The sequence below is a fragment of the Vibrio genomosp. F6 genome, from assembly GCF_005146325.1.
In the GTDB taxonomy this organism is placed as follows: Bacteria; Pseudomonadota; Gammaproteobacteria; order Enterobacterales; family Vibrionaceae; genus Vibrio; species Vibrio cortegadensis.
In genome coordinates this window covers 37196-54958 of the sequence record NZ_SYUT01000029.1, presented here as the reverse complement: position 1 = coordinate 54958, position 17763 = coordinate 37196, and the positions used below count along the sequence as shown (strand labels likewise).

Genomic DNA, 17763 nt, shown 5'->3' with positions numbered 1-17763 from the left:
AAATACTCATGCAGTCTATAGTTGATTTTTTGAATGGAATAATCTGGAGCCCAGTACTGATTTATTTGTGCTTAGGTGCTGGATTGTTCTACTCGGTTCTAACCCGCTTTGTACAAGTCCGTCACTTCTTTGAAATGTGGCGTTTACTCCTATCAGGAAAAAGTTCAACCAAAGGTATTTCATCTTTCCAAGCACTTGCGGTATCGCTTTCTGGTCGTGTTGGTACTGGTAACATCGCTGGAGTTGCTGCTGCTATCGGTTTTGGTGGCCCTGGTGCGGTATTCTGGATGTGGGTGGTTGCCTTCTTCGGTGCAGCAACAGCATACGCAGAATCAACACTGGCTCAAATCTATAAAGAAGAAGATGAAGGTCAGTTCCGTGGCGGCCCTGCTTACTACATTGAAAAAGCGATGGGTCAAAAGTGGTACGCTTGGATCTTCGCTATTTCAACTATTTTCGCTTGCGGTATTTTACTTCCAGGCGTGCAATCGAACAGTATCGGTAACGCAGTAGAAGCGGCGTTCGGTTCTGGCGATATGATCGAAACAGCTATCGGCACCTTTAGTTTTGCCAAAATTTTTACTGGTACTGTTATCGCAATCATTCTTGCTTTCATCATCTTCGGTGGTGTTAAACGTATTGCAAACTTCACTCAAATCGTAGTGCCATTCATGGCATTGGCTTACATCATTGTCGCTTTCGTCATTATTCTTCTAAACATTGGTCAAGTACCTGCTGTTTTTGCAATGATTGTTGGTGATGCATTCACACCAATGGCTGGCTTTGGTGCTGCAATTGGTTGGGGTGTTAAACGTGGTGTTTACTCAAACGAAGCGGGTCAAGGTACTGGTCCTCACGCAGCAGCGGCTGCAAGTGTTGATCACCCAGCTCAACAAGGTCTCGTTCAAGCATTCTCCATCTACATTGATACGCTTCTAGTATGTTCTGCGACCGCATTTATGATCATCATCACTGGTGCTTATAACGTTCATGGTGGTGCAGAAGGTGTATTCTTAGTACAAAACCTTGCTGCCAATATTGGTGCTAATGGCCCTGTATTTACGCAAATGGCAATTGAAAGCACAATGCCTGGTATCGGTAAACCGTTCATCGCATTTGCACTATTCTTCTTCGCATTTACTACGATTCTTGCTTACTACTACATTGCTGAGACGAACATCGCTTACCTACGTCGTACCATCAAAATTCCTGGAATGATGTTTGTTCTAAAAGCGGTTCTCATCACAGCCGTTTTTTATGGCACAGTAAAAACAGCGAACCTTGCATGGGCAATGGGTGATGTGGGTGTGGGCTTAATGGCTTGGTTAAACATCGTCGGTATTATCATTATCTTCTTCATGTCTAAGCCTGCGGTTAAAGCTCTGCATGATTATGAAGAGCAGCAGCGAGCAGGTGTCACTGAATATACATTTAACCCTGTTAAACTTGGTATTGAAGGGGCAACTTACTGGGAAGAGAAGTACAAACGTAAAACTGGCCAGGCTCCAACCTCAAAAGAAAAAGAGTCCCAAGCGGTTGAACAACCATCGACCTAACAAGGTAGATGACAATCTAGACGTTACCTAAAAAATATAACGCTAGATAAATTTAAGAAAGGCAGTGGATATGAAAAAGGGTTAGCTTAATCGCTAACCCTTTTCTTTTATCTTCTAACAATGATATTTAGACGATAACTTATGCTGTTGCAGTTTGAGCAGCAACAGTACGACCGATTGTCGGTTCGCCAACAGGCATAACAGTACGGCCAAATTCGTTGTTCAGTACTTGTGCCATTGCAAAGTAAACTGCAGATGCACCACAGAAGATACCTTCAAAGCCCGCAATAGTGCCGATCAGTTCACTACCCGTAAAATCACGAGCCGCTAATAGGAAGAAAAGTACGGTTAGTGAAGCAAATACCACTTGTTTTGCTTTCGGGTAGCATAGTGAACCGATGAACATGAAGCCTGTAAATACGCCCCAAAGCAGTAAGTACCAACCCATGAAACCAGCAGGGCTAGCAGGAAGACCCATGTGTGGCATAACAATAAGTCCAACAAGTGTTAGCCAGAATAGACCGTATGAGGTAAATGCTGTAGTACCAAATGTATCACCACGTTTAAAGCACATCATGCCAACTAGCACTTGACTCAAACCACCGTAGAAAATACCCATTGCTAGGATCATTGAATCAATTGGGAAAAAACCTGCATTATGGATGTTAAGCAGGATTGTCGTCATACCAAAACCCATAAGGCCAAGTGGAGCCGGGTTTGCTAATTTTGTTGACATGAAGGAGTACCTTTCAAAAATATTAGTAAAAATTACGCGCGGAGTTTAATGGAGCTAAGAGGAAAAAGGAAAAGACGATAACGAAAACTAAGATTGCAAAATAACACACTAACTTGTTCACAAAGTAAACAGGCGCTAACCTAAAGATAACGCCTGCTGTTTTGGCTTATACCACTATAATTACCGGATAATCAGGATTAAGTCCTTTGGCTCACATCAAAGTACTTCATTACCTTTACTGGCACACAATTTCATCCCAGAACCAATTACTCCTCGATGGTGACTCCCATACTCCTGGGCCATTTCTTGCTATGAAACATTTTCCGAGATAAGTCACTTTCTCACCGTTACTGACTTGAGAAACGCCAGGTTTCCACTCGATATAAGTATCCGGCACTGGCGCTACAGGGGGCTCAACGACCGGTGGGTCAATAACGGGAGGTTCTGTAGGGTTAGGGTCTGTCGGCTCAGGATCTACCGGGGTTGGTTCTGTCGGTGTAGGTTCTGTTGGTATTGGGGAGCCCGAAACTAACTTCCACGGATCACCTTTCGCAGGAACATTGCCTTGTGACCACCACTTCGCTTCATAGACGCTCTCTTGGTAGCTCACCTGATCGCCACCTGTATAGACTTTATTTGCATCCCAACTATCAATTCCGGGAACAGGGTTCGTTGGATCGGTAGGTTCTACAGGGTCAAGCTTATCCACCACTCGGATTTCAGGCCAATTCGCGTGAGAGCCATAAAAATTAGCCACACACTTTTCATAATCACCTTCAACTAATGCTGAATATGCCGTTTGGAAGCCGACTAACTCACATTCAAATGAGACTCCTCCAGGGCGATCCGCATAATACTTCCAGTTACCATCCCAGTTGGTATAAAGCACATCTTTTGCACCATCAAGGTTCAAACTTCCATAGGGGGTTTGCTGCCAACATGTGTTCTTTTCATCCGCTTCAACTGGAATTTGATAATAATCCGACAAGCCCTCCCAGTAACGAATGCGGTTGACAGGCTGCCCTTTATCTTGATTTTGAACACCACACTCAATACCACCATTGATCACGTTGATTGTGGTACCAAAACCGTAACCAATACCCGCTTCTGTTTCTCGGACTGAAGGTGACCACGTTCTATCGATAACGTGTAACATCGCGGGTTTTGGTGCTTGTGGCGTTAAGAAAAACCAAATGGCAGAAGCAAGATTCAACCACGAATCCGCGACGAGACCGGGATTATTCAATAGCACGGTTGCATCACCATCAAACATCACTTCAGAAAATGCACCGTAGTTAAAATGATAAGAGAGTTGCTTAGCACCACGACCAAAATACCCCTGACCTGCCGCGCAAGGCCAACGAGCATTTTGCCAATCGTTCTGCCCACAACCCGTGGTATACCCTGCTTGCCCTTCCGACCAACCCATTTCACGAACATGCACTAATGCTTGTTGCCACTCTTCTAAACCTTGCGGATTGTCCCAAGTGTTCTCTTTAGCAATATGCCCTCCGGTCTCCTGCGCAAAGTGTGCAAAAGCCGTCACTATCGATTTTTTACAAATGGCGTCAGAGTCTCGCCCATCGGTATACTCACCACAAAATGCGGGAAACTTACCGATAGCGCGTAAAAAGCGTTGGTATGTGTATTCTGGCGCCGCCATCTGGGTGAGAAAATCCCATTCAGATTGAGGGAAAACATGCTCAACACGCTTTACGTTTTCAGGATTTGAGTTCAAACCGGGCTCAATCGCTTCAACCACCGTATTGGTGCGAGTTTGTAACGCTTTCGACCAGATAGCATACATTGGGTCTGCTGTTTTCTGCTGCTCTATGGCTTGTAACTCAGCACGTGAAACAACGTAGCCCGTTGGATTTTGTGGATCTGGCTGTATATTCATAGAAGCAAGTGCAGGCTGGCTAACCGCGACCCCAACCATGACGGCAAGATAGTTAAATTTGTTCATTTACCAATCCCTTAAGGTAATAAAATCCCACTAAGCTAAACAGCAAATAGCTTATACCTGTAGCTCTGATTTAGCCGTCATTAAGGAACTGCGAGTCGGTTAGTATTAATTACGTAAGCCTAACATCTGAGTCAGGTTGGATTGATAGGTAGGTTCAAAAAAAAAGTATAAAAAACCAGCCCGAAAGCTGGTTAATATGATTGAATCTTACCGCTTACAATTGAGGATTATTCCCACTCAATTGTTGCTGGTGGCTTACCAGAAATATCGTAAACAACACGGGAAATGCCGTTAACTTCGTTGATAATACGGTTAGATACCTTACCTAGGAAGTCGTATGGTAGGTGTGCCCAGTGAGCAGTCATGAAGTCGATCGTTTCTACAGCACGTAGAGATACAACCCAATCGTACTTACGGCCATCGCCCATTACGCCAACTGAGCGTACAGGTAGGAATACCGTGAATGCTTGAGATACTTTGTGGTAAAGGTCAGCAGCGTGAAGCTCTTCAATGAAGATAGCATCAGCACGACGCAGTAAATCACAGTACTCTTTCTTAACTTCGCCAAGTACACGAACACCTAGACCTGGACCCGGGAATGGGTGGCGGTAAAGCATGTTGTATGGAAGACCAAGCTCTAGACCAATCTTACGTACTTCATCTTTAAATAGCTCACGTAGAGGCTCAACAAGGCCCATTTCCATATCATCAGGAAGGCCACCAACGTTGTGGTGAGATTTGATTACGTGTGCTTTGCCAGTCTTAGATGCAGCAGACTCGATTACATCTGGGTAGATGGTACCCTGAGCAAGCCATTTAGCATTCTTCAGTTTCTTAGACTCTTCATCGAAGATATCGACGAATACGTGACCGATGATCTTACGTTTAGCTTCAGGATCCGCTTCCCCTTCCAGAGCGTCAAGGAAACGGTCTTCAGCATCCACTTTGATGATATTTAGCCCGAATTGGTCACCAAACATCTCCATAACCTGCTCACCTTCGTTTAAACGAAGAAGGCCGTTATCTACAAATACACATGTTAGTTTGTCACCGATAGCACGGTGGGCAAGCATTGCAACAACAGATGAGTCAACACCACCAGAAAGACCAAGGATAACTTCATCGTCACCGACTTGCTCTTTAATACGTGCAACGGCATCTTCAATGATTGACGCTGAAGTCCACAGACCTTCACAACCACAAACGTTAAGAACGAAGTTCTCAAGCATTTTTAGGCCGTTCTTGGTGTGCGTTACTTCTGGGTGGAATTGAACACCGTAGTATTTTTTCTCTTCATTCGCCATTGCAGCGTATGGACAAGTTTCTGTTTCTGCAATTTTCACGAAATCAGAAGGAATCGCTGTCACTTTATCACCGTGACTCATCCAAACATCTTGAGTCGCTTCAAGATCTTTAAATAACGCAGATTCACCCGTCACTTGAACTGCAGCGTAACCAAACTCACGCTCAGTAGACGTTGATACTTTACCGCCAAGTTGCTCAGCCATAGTCTGCATGCCGTAACATACGCCAAAGACAGGAACACCTGAATCAAATACATATTGTGGAGCACGTGGCGAGTTTTCTTCCGTTACACTTTCAGGGCCGCCTGAAAGAATAATGCCATCTGGATTAAATTCGCGAATATCTGCTTCTTCTACGTCCCAGCTCCATAGCTCACAGTAAACACCAATTTCACGGATGCGACGAGCAACAAGTTGAGTGTACTGAGAACCGAAATCTAAAATAAGAATACGTTGATCATGGATGTTAGTTGTCATTTGGGGGAAATCTCAAAAATTAATTTATTGGATGGGGACAAGATTAATCATCCCCATAAGCTTCAAAATAATGTGGTTAGCTATTAACCCAAACGATAGTTTGGCGCTTCCTTGGTAATTTGAACATCGTGTACGTGAGACTCTTTCATGCCCGCACCAGAGATACGAACAAACTCAGCTTTAGTACGCATGTCTTCAACCGTTGCTGAACCTGTCAGGCCCATGCTTGAGCGTAGACCGCCCATCTGTTGGTGGACGATCTCTTTTAGACGACCTTTGTATGCGATACGACCTTCAATACCTTCTGGAACAAGCTTGTCTGCAGCGTTATCAGATTGGAAGTAACGGTCAGAAGAACCTTGAGACATAGCGCCAAGAGAACCCATGCCACGGTAAGACTTGTAAGAACGACCGTTATAAAGGATGACTTCACCCGGAGCTTCTTCAGTACCAGCGAACATTGAACCAACCATCACACAAGATGCGCCAGCAACGATAGCTTTACAGATATCGCCAGAGAAGCGGATACCGCCATCTGCGATGACTGGAATACCGTATTCGTTAGCCACTTCAGCTGCGTCTGCGATTGCTGTTACTTGAGGAACACCAACACCAGTAACGATACGAGTCGTACAGATTGAACCTGGGCCGATACCCACTTTAACTGCACTTACACCTGCGTCGATAAGAGCACGAGCGCCAGCGCCAGTTGCGACGTTACCACCGATGATTTGTAGATCAGGGTATGCGGCGCGAGTTTCGCGGATACGGTTAAGTACACCTTCAGAGTGACCATGTGAAGAGTCAATAAGCAGAACGTCTACGCCAGCTTCAACAAGAGCAGCAACGCGCTCTTCATTACCCGCACCAGCACCAACAGCTGCGCCTACACGTAGGCTGCCGCGCTCATCTTTACAAGCGTTTGGTTTACGTTCTGCTTTATGGAAATCTTTTGCAGTGATCATTCCAGTTAGTTGGAAGTCATCATTAACAACAAGAACTTTTTCAACGCGCGCTTCGTGCATTTTCTCTTGAACTTCTTCACGAGTTGCACCTTCTTTAACAGAAGCAAGGCGAGCTTTAGGCGTCATTACTACGTCAACTTTCTTAGAAAGGTCAGTCACAAAACGAACATCACGGCCAGTAATAATACCAACAAGTTCGTTATTTTCAGAAACGACAGGGAAACCAGCGAATCCATGTTTTTCTGTTAACTCTTTTACATCAAGGATAGTCGCATCAGGACGAACAGTAACCGGAGCAGAGACAACACCTGCTTCAAAGATTTTTACCAAGCGTACTTGCTCAGCTTGCTGTTCAATAGACATGTTTTTGTGGATAAAACCGATTCCACCTTCTTGCGCGAGTGCAATCGCAAGGCGCGCTTCTGTCACTGTATCCATAGATGCTGAGATCATAGGAATATTTAGTGAAATATTCTTCGTTAGCTGAGTGCGAAGATCAGCGGTATTTGGAAGAACAGTGGAGTGTGCAGGGACAAGTAAAACGTCGTCAAACGTTAAAGCTTCTTTGGCAATTCGTAGCATTTGCAATATCTCACAACATAGTTGATGTTAAAGGGAGTAAATCCCACTCTATCGTTTCGCATAATAAAGTGATTTGGATTTGATATTGCAGACGGATTATACGCACAGCGCAATCGCTTGACCACACATTTTTTTATTTTAAATTTGCATTCCCCCCCTTGCTATGTATTATCTTGCGGCTAATTTCCATATTTACGTCCCCTGAGATTAGCCGTGTCTTCCCTGAGCAATAACAATATTTTTACCGTTTCACGCCTCAACGCAGAAGTTCGCCTATTACTCGAAAATGAGATGGGGATTGTTTGGCTTGTTGGCGAAATTTCCAATTTTTCTGCGCCTGTGTCTGGCCACTGGTACCTCACTCTTAAAGACTCTCGCGCTCAAGTAAAATGTGCCATGTTCCGTGGCAATAACCGCCGTGTCACCTTCAAACCAGCCAATGGCAATCAAGTTCTGGTTAAAGCTCGCTTATCCCTGTACGAACCAAGGGGGGATTACCAGTTAATCATCGACAGTATGCAACCAGAAGGTGATGGTCGGTTACAACAAGAGTTCGAACAACTAAAGATGAACCTTGCGGCTGAAGGGTTATTTGCTCAAAGTAATAAACAGCCTCTTCCAGATCACCCTAAATGCGTTGGTGTTATCACCTCTAAAACAGGAGCAGCTCTGTTTGACATCCTAGATGTGCTCAAACGACGAGATCCTAGCTTGCCAGTCATTGTTTACCCAACCATGGTGCAAGGCGATAGTGCCTCCATTCAAATAGCCCAGGCGATTGGACGAGCAAATGAACGTGATGAATGTGATGTATTGATCGTTGGTCGTGGCGGTGGCTCTCTAGAAGATCTATGGTGCTTTAATAACGAGATCGTTGCCCGCACAATTGCTGCGAGTAGAATCCCAATCATTAGTGCCGTTGGGCATGAAGTCGACGTTACTATTGCTGATTTTGTTGCCGATATGCGTGCTCCTACTCCTTCCGCTGCTGCAGAATTAGTCAGTAGAGATCAAGGCAACAAAACTCAGTCTATTGATAGTAGAAGACAAAAGCTTACTTCCGCGATACAGATCTACTTATCAGATCAACGCCATCAAATTCAGCACTTATCGCATACGCTAGAGAAACACCACCCTAGCTATCAATTGGAACGTCAGAGCCAGCAACTAGATGATCTGGAAAACAGATTAAACCTTTCTATTCAAAGATTTATTTCTGGGCATCAACAAGGTGTTGAACGAAAACAGCATCGTTTACAGCTTAACTCTCCAATTAGGCGATTGGCCGAGCAAAAACTAAAAATGCAGAAGGCTGAGCAGAGCTTGTTGGACGCAATGGATCGCAAGCTATTGACGACAAGGCACCAACTTGCGATGGCAGCAGAGAAGCTTGAAACCGTGAGTCCTTTAGCGACACTCAAGCGTGGGTATTCAATTACGCACTCTGCAGATAACGATAATCGTGTTATCGCATCGGTGAAAGATGTATCGGTGGGTGAAGCACTTACCACACAAATAGAAGATGGTATTATCCACTCAAGTGTCGTCTCAATCACTCCGGCTTCAAGCTAGAAAGCGAATCATTTCCAACTTAAATGAAAAAGCCTAAATATCTCTGAAAACAGGAGAAGATATTTAGGCTTTTTTCTCAACTCCGTGAAAGACAACACTACTCAACGGCTGAAAATACGAACTTAACCCGCGATTTAGACTTCAATTCATTACATGCTGCATTACAGAAGTAACTCGCGGCTCCACAGGCTTGAAGCTTTTCTAACTCCGCATCACACTCAGGGCAAAACGCAGATTTTGTCCAGTGTTGATTGCAAGGTTTACATACGTAACGGCCATCCCAATCTAATTCTTGTTCGCACTTCGGGCAAATATTTCCACTCATAAGATCACCACTTCACTTTATTCTGTTTAATTTTGTACATATTTTTGTCGGCTTGAGCAATGAGAAAAGGCAGATCAACCTCTTCATTTTGCTTACTACATGCCATGCCAACACTCACTGAAAATTGATGATTATTCACGTTTAATACAGCTGCTAACTGTTCATTCAGATAAAGAAGAAACTGTTGAGCCTCTTGCTCCGAAGTAAAACAGCTAAATGCGACAAACTCATCACCACCATAGCGCCCAATTTTGGCACAGTGCACCATTGAATCCGTTAATGTATCAGCCACTTTTATTAAGATTTCATCGCCTAATTGGTGACCAAAAGTGTCATTAATATACTTAAATTTATCTATATCAATGAACAAACAGGCCATTATCTTCTGACCAAAGCAGCGCTCTTTAAGAAGCAGTGACGCTTTCTTCAATAAAGCTCGGCGATTATAACAATGAGTCAGCGAATCTCTGTCTGCATGAAATTTTAGCTGTACTTCCAGTTCATACTTCTCTAAGGCAACAGAGTACAACGAGGCTAATAAATCTAAAATCTCTAACTCAAATTCATTCGGTATGGATGGATACTCACTATAAATAGCAAATGTTCCTAATACTGAGCCTTTAGAGGTCATGATAGGAACTGACCAACATGCATGCAGATTTGCCTGTTGAGTCAACTCGGTGAATGGGGACCAGTTGGGATGTGTATTAATATCATCGACAATAATCGGTTTTTTTAAGAAAGCAGCAGCACCACACGAACCAACATTCTCACCGATAGCGACACCTTCAATGGCTTGACTATAAAAGCTAGGCAAATTGGGAGCGTATTCAAGATGCAAGGTTCCAGATTCTGAATTGAGCATTAATATCGATGCTTTACGTTTTCCAAACAGATGTTCAGTCAACTGTATGATTTCTCGATTCAGTACCGTTCGTTCCATACCAAGGGCTAATTTATGCAGTAATACGTTCACCGAACGGTGCGCGTCTAATAAAAAAAGGTATTCCATACTTAAACTGCTTTCTGCTATTTATTATTTCGATGAACTCATCATGATCTATTGCGACGCGATGATAGCATAAGTATCGTACAGCGATACAGAGTGAAAGATCGTTATATGATCTTTTGCTTTATCTAGATTGATCAGCGATCTACCCCTAAAAGAATATTTATATCACCACACACCGAAAGCATAAGTTACATATGCTGCATTTCAATTTTGAGCAGACAAAAACTCTAAATAATAATGTTTGTTAAAGTATTTTCAGCATATTAAAAAGGTCGGAGTATGGCTTATATCGTTTTTACATGGGTGTGCATTTCAATATTTTGTGCATCTTTCTGGATAAGAGAAACACAGATTGAACCCAACTCGGACGTCGATGAAATATGACTTCCACCGCAAGGTATAACCGCTAAATCATGCCCTGGGAGTTGCCATTGCCAATATCTAGAGTCCGTTAAGCTTTCACCTTCTAGTCTCATGCTGACCATACTCTCTGTTGATAACCATTCACCAATTTGTTGATTAACTTTTACTTCAATATCCGCCAATTCAGTAAAAACTTCTGCCGTATTAAGCCCACGCTTTTTTAATGTTTTTCCAAGTCGATACACATCATCGCATCGGTCAGGTGTCACAAAACTGGTTTCTTGTGCGTAGCTATTAAAGTCAAAATGCCCTAAAGGATCTTTTCGATCTGCATCTTTTCGCCAGTAGCTCTGCGCAAGTACCTTGTTCAGTGCTAAAAAAGCAATGTGGCCTGCACTATGCCCACGGCTTAAGCTCTGTTGGTATTCTTTATCAACATTAAGGCAAACGACATTTCCTACATTTAAATCAGCTTCTGAGCCAGACAAGCAGTGAACGACAACAAAGCTCCAACCGTCGGTGTCGCGTTTTACAGGGATCGCTTTCCCTACATACAATGTCCCACTTTCATGTTCAACCGCCCCAACCTGACAATCTGCCACACAATATTCATGTTCGCCAAAACTGATCGTTCCTTTATCTGCCGGATGATCTGGCCAAATATGACTGACAGGGTGAAATGGCGTCTCGCTTACAACAATGTAAGTCTGATCATTTTGTCTGCTTACTAGTTGAACTTCAGACTCTAGCTGCCAAATATTGTGGCAAAACATGGTTTTTGTTGGTCTTATTTGCATGGCATAACCTTCTTAAATTAGTGTTCGTCGCTACCGAGGAGAATTATCGCCTTCAGATAGACAAAAAGCGCCCGTTATCTACATAACGAAGGCGCTTTTTTTATTCATTTCACATTTGACCGGTAACTACTTCTTACGGCCTTTCATCATTCCCATCACGCGTTTACGTTGACGTTCTTGAGATAATGTCATTTTATTTGTTTTACCTTCAAACGGGTTGTCACTGTTTTGGAACTGAATACGAATTGGTGTACCCATGATTTCCAAAGAACGACGGTAGTAGTTCATTAAGTAACGTTTGTACGAATCAGGAAGCGACTTAACTTGGTTTCCGTGAACAACAACGATTGGAGGGTTGTAACCACCCGCATGCGCGTATTTCAGTTTAACACGACGTCCACGAACCAATGGTGGTTGGTGATCATCCGTTGCCATTTTCATTATACGAGTTAGAACAGAAGTACCAACACGTGTCGTCGCTGATTTGTAAGCTTCTTGCACAGATTCGAACAAGTGACCAACACCTGTACCGTGTAGAGCTGAGATAAAGTGAATACGAGCAAAATCAACAAAGCCTAAACGGCGATCGAGCTCTTTCTTCACGCTCTCTTTTGTATCGGTATCCAAACCGTCCCATTTATTAATGGCCAGAACAATAGAACGACCAGAGTTCAGAGCAAAGCCCAGTAAGCTGAGATCTTGATCTGAAATATTTTCACGAGCATCAATGATCAGCAACACAACGTTTGCATCTTCAACGGCTTTCAGTGTTTTCACTACTGAGAATTTTTCTACTGTTTCATTGATATTCTTACGACGACGAACACCCGCCGTATCGATCAATACGTATTCACGCTCATCACGTTGCATTGGGATATAGATAGAGTCACGTGTCGTACCTGGCATATCGTATACCACAACGCGTTCTTCACCCAGAATACGGTTAGTCAGTGTTGATTTACCTACGTTTGGGCGACCAATGATTGCGAGTTTAATTGGTTGCTCTTGTAGACGTTTGTACTCTTCTTCAGCCTCAGCTTCAGTGTATTCAAGTTGCTCTTCTTCAGCATCTTCAATATCTGTAAGATCAACAATTTCGCCACTTTCATTCTGAAGTTTTTCAGCAAATGGTGTCAGCGCAAGATCAATCATCGCCGTCACACCACGGCCATGAGCCGCGGCAATTTGATACATATCTGATACGCCAAGTTTCCAGAACTCAACACAAGCAGCATCCGCATCAATACCATCCACTTTATTCACGACAAGCATGAATGGCTTTTCAATTTTACGTAAATGCGTTGCAATGGCTTCATCAGAAGGTGTCAGACCCGCACGGCCATCTACCATAAATAGCACAACATCAGCTTCATCAATCGCCGCTAGCGACTGCTCAGCCATTTTAGTTTCAACACCATCTTCCGTTCCATCAATACCGCCAGTATCGATTACGATGAAATCATGTTCACCCAAATGAGCATGGCCATACTTACGGTCTCGTGTTAAACCAGGGAAATCCGCAACCAACGCATCACGAGTACGCGTCAAACGGTTAAATAACGTAGATTTACCTACATTAGGACGCCCAACAAGAGCAACAACAGGAACCATAACAACCTCTAAAATTTTCTAGTCTGATGTAGTTATAGGTAAATTCTAATACCATTCTTGGTGTATTTACCTATAACCACACAATATTTTATTTTACTGATATCCATATTTCAGTAATAAAACAGCTCCTAGCTGTTACCAACTAGGAGCCGAATGTGAATTATATCACGTTATCTTATTTGATCTGCAGTTTCTTTACATCACCATCACGTGTGACGATTAAATAACCATTTTCCAGTTCTATAGGACCAATGGCAAAACCACTGTTATCGACAAATTGCTGTGCGACAAACTCACCAGAGTTACGATCGATCCAGTGTAGATAGCCTTCGCTGTCACCCACAACGACATAGCCATTAATAAGGCTAGGTGCCGTTAGCAGTCTGTTTTCTAACTGATCATTGCTCCAAAGCTCTGTACCACTTCGAGCATCTACCGCTGCGATATGATCTTTATCCGTCACAACAAACAAGCTTCGCCCGTCACTTCCCATATCGATAGCAGAAGAGTAGTTACGCTTCCAAACTGGCTTTCCAGAACGAAGATCAATCGACATTAACTGACCATTAATACCAACGGTATACAGCTTTCCACCTAACACAATCGGAGAAGCATCGACATCAACCAACCGATCAATTTCAGTCGCGCCTTTTGGTGTTCCAACGGGTTGTTGCCAAATTAGTTGACCACGTTCAACAATGGCTGCGGCTAAACGTCCGTTTGCCGTTCCCCAGAACACGCCGCCTGAAACCGCAACGGGAGAGCTATCACCACGCAATGTTAAGTTAGGAACGTCGGTGCTGATCGTCCACTTCTGCTCACCATTCTCTTTATCTAGCGCAATTAACATTCCGCGACTGGTATGAACAATGATTAAGTTATTTTCGGCCACAGGTGCCGCTAATACTTCCCCATTCACTTCAGCACGCCACGCTTCTTCACCCGTTTCTTGGTTCAAAGCAATGACTTCACCATTCTCACTACCGATGTAAACTTGACCGTAAGCGGCAACTAAACCACCGGATAAACGAGCAATCACATCTTGTTCAAGATCCGATTCCCAAATCGCTTTGCCCGTTTCAGGATCTAATGCTTTGACAACACCATCGCGACTTGCGACAAAGATTTTGTTGTAAGCTAATTCTGGCGTTAACTTCGAGAAATAGTGCCCGACACCATCACCAATCGATGCAGACCAGTCGATGCTAGGCGTAAACTCGCTCGATACCACTGGCACAGGAGCCATGATGACCGTATCTTCTTCACTTGCGCAACCTGCCATTGTACCAATGACGACAGCGCAGAGGAGAGCTTTGTTGAACATCTTTTTCATCAATGATTGCCCTTATTTAGCAAGATCATCAAGCTTAAATTTGAGGCCTTGGCTTGCATCAGCGGCTTGTTGAGCCTCAGAGTAAGCACGGTAAGCTGCGTCTTTATCACCTTGACGAAGTGCTAGATCACCACGAAGTTCCGCAACACGACCTGTCCAGCTATCATCAGTGATAGTATTGAGTTCAGCCATCGCTGCATCTAGATTACCTTGCTCAGCTTGAATACGAGCAACGCGGTAGCTAACTAGTGGAGCTAAAGCGGCATCTTTGGTTGACGCTTTCGCCCACTCTAGTTGCTTAAGCGCGTTGTCATACTCGCCTGCATCTACTTGAACTTTTGCGAGTTGAAGTGCCGCTAATACCGAATATTCGATATCTTGGTTTTCATCAATAAAACCTTGCACTTGAGCTTGCGCGTCTGCACCTTGCTCAGTCAGTGTGGTGATGGTTTTGATGTAGTTTTCAGAAGCAAGATCGCGAGCCTCAAGAGCTGCATCTTGGTAGTAGCGCCAGCCAAAAAGACCGCCTAAGCCAAGAACTGCACCAAAAATTACCGCTTTACCGTTCTCTTTCCACCAATCTTTAATCGCTTCAACTTGTTGTTCTTCGCTATCGTAGAGTTCCACTTCCTGTCCTCTTTTATTCTGTTTCTAAAGTGGATTCAATTTGATCACTTCAGACTAATTCTAACCATTGAAGGACGAGCTTATTCTCACCCCTCAATAAATATTTTCTATAGTAAGCTGCTTAGCTTCGTTGCCGCTTCAGTTTGTGCAACAATCTCTTGCTCTCCACGAACCAAATCTTTAACGACGACGGTATTGTCTGCGACTTCACTCTCACCAAGCATCATAACCACAACGGCACCAACTTTATCTGCACGTTTAAACTGCTTCTTAAAGTTGCCACCGCCAAAGTGATTCATTACTCGAACACCTGGTATGGATTCTCGTAGTTGCTCTGCGAGCTTCATTCCTGCCATCATGGTGCCTTCACCAGACGTCACGATATAAGCATCGACACTACGGCGAACATCCGTCAGCTCTAGGGTTTCCATCATCAGAACGAGACGCTCTAAGCCCATAGCAAAACCAACTGCAGGTGTTGCTTTACCACCAAGCTGTTCAACTAGGCCATCATAACGTCCACCACCACAAACAGTGCCTTGAGCACCTAAGCTTTCAGTGATCCACTCAAACACCGTGCGGTTGTAGTAATCTAAACCACGAACTAAACGCTGATTAACTTGGTATTCGATACCCGCAGCGTCAAGAAGTTCACACAAACCTGCAAAATGTTGTTTTGACTCTTCGCCTAAATATTCTGCTAGTTTTGGAGCATCCCCTAAAATCGCTTGAACAGCTGGGTTTTTAGTATCTAAAACACGCAATGGATTAGTGTGCATACGACGTTTGCAATCTTCGTCGAGTACATCCATATGCTGCTCTAAGAATGCAATCAAAGCAGTACGGTAGTTCGCGCGATCTTCTTGTGAACCAATAGAGTTAAGCTCTAAACGTACATGTTTCTCGATACCAAGTTCGCGCCATAAGCGAGCCGTCATCATGATAAGCTCAGCATCAACATCAGGGCCGTTTAGACCAAACACTTCTACACCGCACTGGTGGAACTGACGGTAGCGACCTTTTTGTGGACGCTCATGACGGAACATTGGCCCCATATACCAAAGGCGTTGCTCTTGGTTATACAGCAGGCCATTTTCGATACCAGAGCGAACACAGCCCGCAGTACCTTCTGGACGTAAAGTTAAGCTATCGCCATTACGGTCTTCAAATGTGTACATCTCTTTTTCAACCACATCGGTGACTTCACCAATTGCACGGCTAAATAGATGCGTCATCTCAACGATTGGCATACGAACTTCGTTGTATCCATATGCGCTGATAACATTTTTAACTGCGCCTTCAACTTTTTGCCAAAGTGGAGACTGAGTTGGGAGACAATCGTTCATGCCTCGAATTGCTTGAATAGTTTTTGCCACAATACTTACCGTAATATCTCGTTGAGAGTAATTATTCTTCTACGCTTTTCACATCAATGCGATTATTTTCATCAAGCATTGACGCTTTAGCACGAATTCTGGTTTCTAGCTGATTTACAAGATCATCATTATCGAAACGGACTTTTTGGCGTTGACCATCTTCATAGAACGCACTCTTCTTATTACCACCAGCGATTCCCATGTGAGAAACTTCCGCTTCACCTGGGCCATTGACGACGCAGCCAATGATAGAGACATCCATAGGGGTAATAATATCTTCTAAACGCTCTTCTAATGCGTTCACTGTGTTGATCACATCAAACTCTTGACGAGCACAGCTAGGACAAGCGATAAAATTAATACCGCGAGAACGAATTCGTAGGGATTTTAATATATCAAAACCTACTTTAATCTCTTCGACAGGATCCGCCGCTAAAGAGATACGTAGCGTATCGCCAATCCCTTCCGCTAACAGCATACCAAGGCCAACAGAAGATTTAACCGCGCCAGCACGAGCACCACCCGCTTCGGTAATACCAAGATGGAGCGGTTGGATAATCTCTTTTGCTAGCAAGCGATAGGACTCAACCGCTAAAAAGACATCTGACGCTTTCACACTGACCTTAAATTGATCGAAGTTCAGACGATCTAAGATATCAACATGACGCATAGCTGATTCGACTAAAGCAGCTGGCGTTGGTTCCCCGTATTTCACTTGAATTTCTTTTTCTAGTGAGCCACCGTTAACCCCGATACGAATCGGAATGTTTTTATCACGAGCGCAGTCAACAACACTACGAATACGCTCTTCGCTCCCAATATTACCAGGGTTGATGCGTAAACAATCCACACCATACTCCGCCACTTTTAAGGCAATACGGTAATCAAAGTGGATATCCGCAACTAGAGGAATCGATACTTGTTGTTTGATTAACTTAAATGCTTCTGCTGCATCCATTGTCGGGACAGAAACCCGAACAATATCGGCACCAACATTTTGCAGTGCTTTAATCTGAGCAACCGTTGCTTCAACATCAGTTGTTCTTGTGTTGGTCATGGATTGCACCGCAATTGGCGCACCATCACCGATCGGCACATCACCAACGTAAATACGTGATGATGGACGGCGTATAATTGGGGATTCGTATTGCATATTGGCTT

The 17763-nt window shown here is 43.8% G+C and carries 14 protein-coding genes; 2 read left to right on the top strand and 12 right to left on the bottom strand.

Going from position 1 to position 17763, the window contains the following annotated elements; genetic code table 11:
• Window positions 1-8 precede the first annotated feature (8 nt).
• Window positions 9-1556, top strand: a complete 1548-nt coding sequence (locus FCV43_RS12950) for an alanine/glycine:cation symporter family protein (protein WP_017053784.1) — start codon at window positions 9-11, stop codon at window positions 1554-1556.
• 139 nt (window positions 1557-1695) lie between these two features.
• Here FCV43_RS12950 and FCV43_RS12945 read toward each other — a convergent pair whose 3' ends face one another.
• The 4 genes from FCV43_RS12945 to guaB form a co-directional block, all read right to left on the bottom strand.
• A complete protein-coding gene (locus FCV43_RS12945; RefSeq protein ID WP_017053783.1) occupies window positions 1696-2292 on the bottom strand; it encodes an acetate uptake transporter in 597 nt (198 codons plus the stop codon).
• Between the two features lie 235 nt (window positions 2293-2527).
• Window positions 2528-4258 (bottom strand): chitinase, encoded by a 1731-nt coding sequence (locus FCV43_RS12940; protein ID WP_136995430.1) that lies wholly within the window; start codon window positions 4256-4258, stop codon window positions 2528-2530.
• Window positions 4259-4485: 227 nt separating this feature from the next.
• A complete protein-coding gene (gene guaA / locus FCV43_RS12935) occupies window positions 4486-6039 on the bottom strand; it encodes a glutamine-hydrolyzing GMP synthase (RefSeq protein ID WP_136995429.1) in 1554 nt (517 codons plus the stop codon).
• A gap of 83 nt (window positions 6040-6122) precedes the next feature.
• Complete coding sequence (guaB, locus tag FCV43_RS12930) at window positions 6123-7586, bottom strand: IMP dehydrogenase (RefSeq protein ID WP_017053780.1); 1464 nt, start codon at window positions 7584-7586, stop codon at window positions 6123-6125.
• A 222-nt stretch (window positions 7587-7808) separates the two neighbouring features.
• Between guaB and xseA the strand changes: the two genes are divergently transcribed.
• Complete coding sequence (xseA, locus tag FCV43_RS12925; RefSeq protein ID WP_240697166.1) at window positions 7809-9158, top strand: exodeoxyribonuclease VII large subunit; 1350 nt, start codon at window positions 7809-7811, stop codon at window positions 9156-9158.
• 97 nt (window positions 9159-9255) lie between these two features.
• Here the strand turns inward: xseA and FCV43_RS12920 are convergent, their stop codons facing one another.
• The 8 genes from FCV43_RS12920 to ispG form a co-directional block, all read right to left on the bottom strand.
• Window positions 9256-9483 (bottom strand): zinc ribbon domain-containing protein, encoded by a 228-nt coding sequence (locus tag FCV43_RS12920; protein WP_136995427.1) that lies wholly within the window; start codon window positions 9481-9483, stop codon window positions 9256-9258.
• Between the two features lie 4 nt (window positions 9484-9487).
• The gene (locus FCV43_RS12915) at window positions 9488-10495 is read right to left on the bottom strand and encodes a sensor domain-containing diguanylate cyclase (protein ID WP_113796567.1); all 1008 of its coding nucleotides are present in this window, start codon (window positions 10493-10495) and stop codon (window positions 9488-9490) included.
• A gap of 284 nt (window positions 10496-10779) precedes the next feature.
• Window positions 10780-11655: an alanyl-tRNA editing protein gene (locus FCV43_RS12910; RefSeq protein ID WP_136995426.1), complete on the bottom strand. Its 876-nt coding sequence runs from the start codon at window positions 11653-11655 to the stop codon at window positions 10780-10782.
• 126 nt (window positions 11656-11781) lie between these two features.
• A complete protein-coding gene (gene der / locus FCV43_RS12905) occupies window positions 11782-13266 on the bottom strand; it encodes a ribosome biogenesis GTPase Der (protein ID WP_017053775.1) in 1485 nt (494 codons plus the stop codon).
• A gap of 175 nt (window positions 13267-13441) precedes the next feature.
• The gene (gene bamB / locus FCV43_RS12900; RefSeq protein WP_017053774.1) at window positions 13442-14599 is read right to left on the bottom strand and encodes an outer membrane protein assembly factor BamB; all 1158 of its coding nucleotides are present in this window, start codon (window positions 14597-14599) and stop codon (window positions 13442-13444) included.
• 12 nt (window positions 14600-14611) lie between these two features.
• A complete protein-coding gene (locus FCV43_RS12895; RefSeq protein ID WP_136995425.1) occupies window positions 14612-15226 on the bottom strand; it encodes a YfgM family protein in 615 nt (204 codons plus the stop codon).
• A gap of 107 nt (window positions 15227-15333) precedes the next feature.
• Window positions 15334-16602: a histidine--tRNA ligase gene (gene hisS / locus FCV43_RS12890; protein ID WP_017053772.1), complete on the bottom strand. Its 1269-nt coding sequence runs from the start codon at window positions 16600-16602 to the stop codon at window positions 15334-15336.
• 31 nt (window positions 16603-16633) lie between these two features.
• Entirely contained in the window at window positions 16634-17755 is a 1122-nt protein-coding gene (gene ispG / locus FCV43_RS12885; RefSeq protein WP_017053771.1) for a flavodoxin-dependent (E)-4-hydroxy-3-methylbut-2-enyl-diphosphate synthase, read from the bottom strand.
• Window positions 17756-17763 lie beyond the last annotated feature (8 nt).

Bases quoted from the DNA above. Each gene is read 5' to 3' on its own strand.
- FCV43_RS12950 (WP_017053784.1), top strand. From the start codon at position 9: ATGCAGTCTATAGTTGATTTTTTGAATGGAATAATCTGGAGCCCAGTA.
- FCV43_RS12945 (WP_017053783.1), bottom strand. From the start codon at position 2,292: ATGTCAACAAAATTAGCAAACCCGGCTCCACTTGGCCTTATGGGTTTT.
- FCV43_RS12940 (WP_136995430.1), bottom strand. From the start codon at position 4,258: ATGAACAAATTTAACTATCTTGCCGTCATGGTTGGGGTCGCGGTTAGC.
- guaA (WP_136995429.1), bottom strand. From the start codon at position 6,039: ATGACAACTAACATCCATGATCAACGTATTCTTATTTTAGATTTCGGT.
- guaB (WP_017053780.1), bottom strand. From the start codon at position 7,586: ATGCTACGAATTGCCAAAGAAGCTTTAACGTTTGACGACGTTTTACTT.
- FCV43_RS12920 (WP_136995427.1), bottom strand. From the start codon at position 9,483: ATGAGTGGAAATATTTGCCCGAAGTGCGAACAAGAATTAGATTGGGAT.
- FCV43_RS12915 (WP_113796567.1), bottom strand. From the start codon at position 10,495: ATGGAATACCTTTTTTTATTAGACGCGCACCGTTCGGTGAACGTATTA.
- FCV43_RS12910 (WP_136995426.1), bottom strand. From the start codon at position 11,655: ATGCAAATAAGACCAACAAAAACCATGTTTTGCCACAATATTTGGCAG.
- der (WP_017053775.1), bottom strand. From the start codon at position 13,266: ATGGTTCCTGTTGTTGCTCTTGTTGGGCGTCCTAATGTAGGTAAATCT.
- bamB (WP_017053774.1), bottom strand. From the start codon at position 14,599: ATGAAAAAGATGTTCAACAAAGCTCTCCTCTGCGCTGTCGTCATTGGT.
- ispG (WP_017053771.1), bottom strand. From the start codon at position 17,755: ATGCAATACGAATCCCCAATTATACGCCGTCCATCATCACGTATTTAC.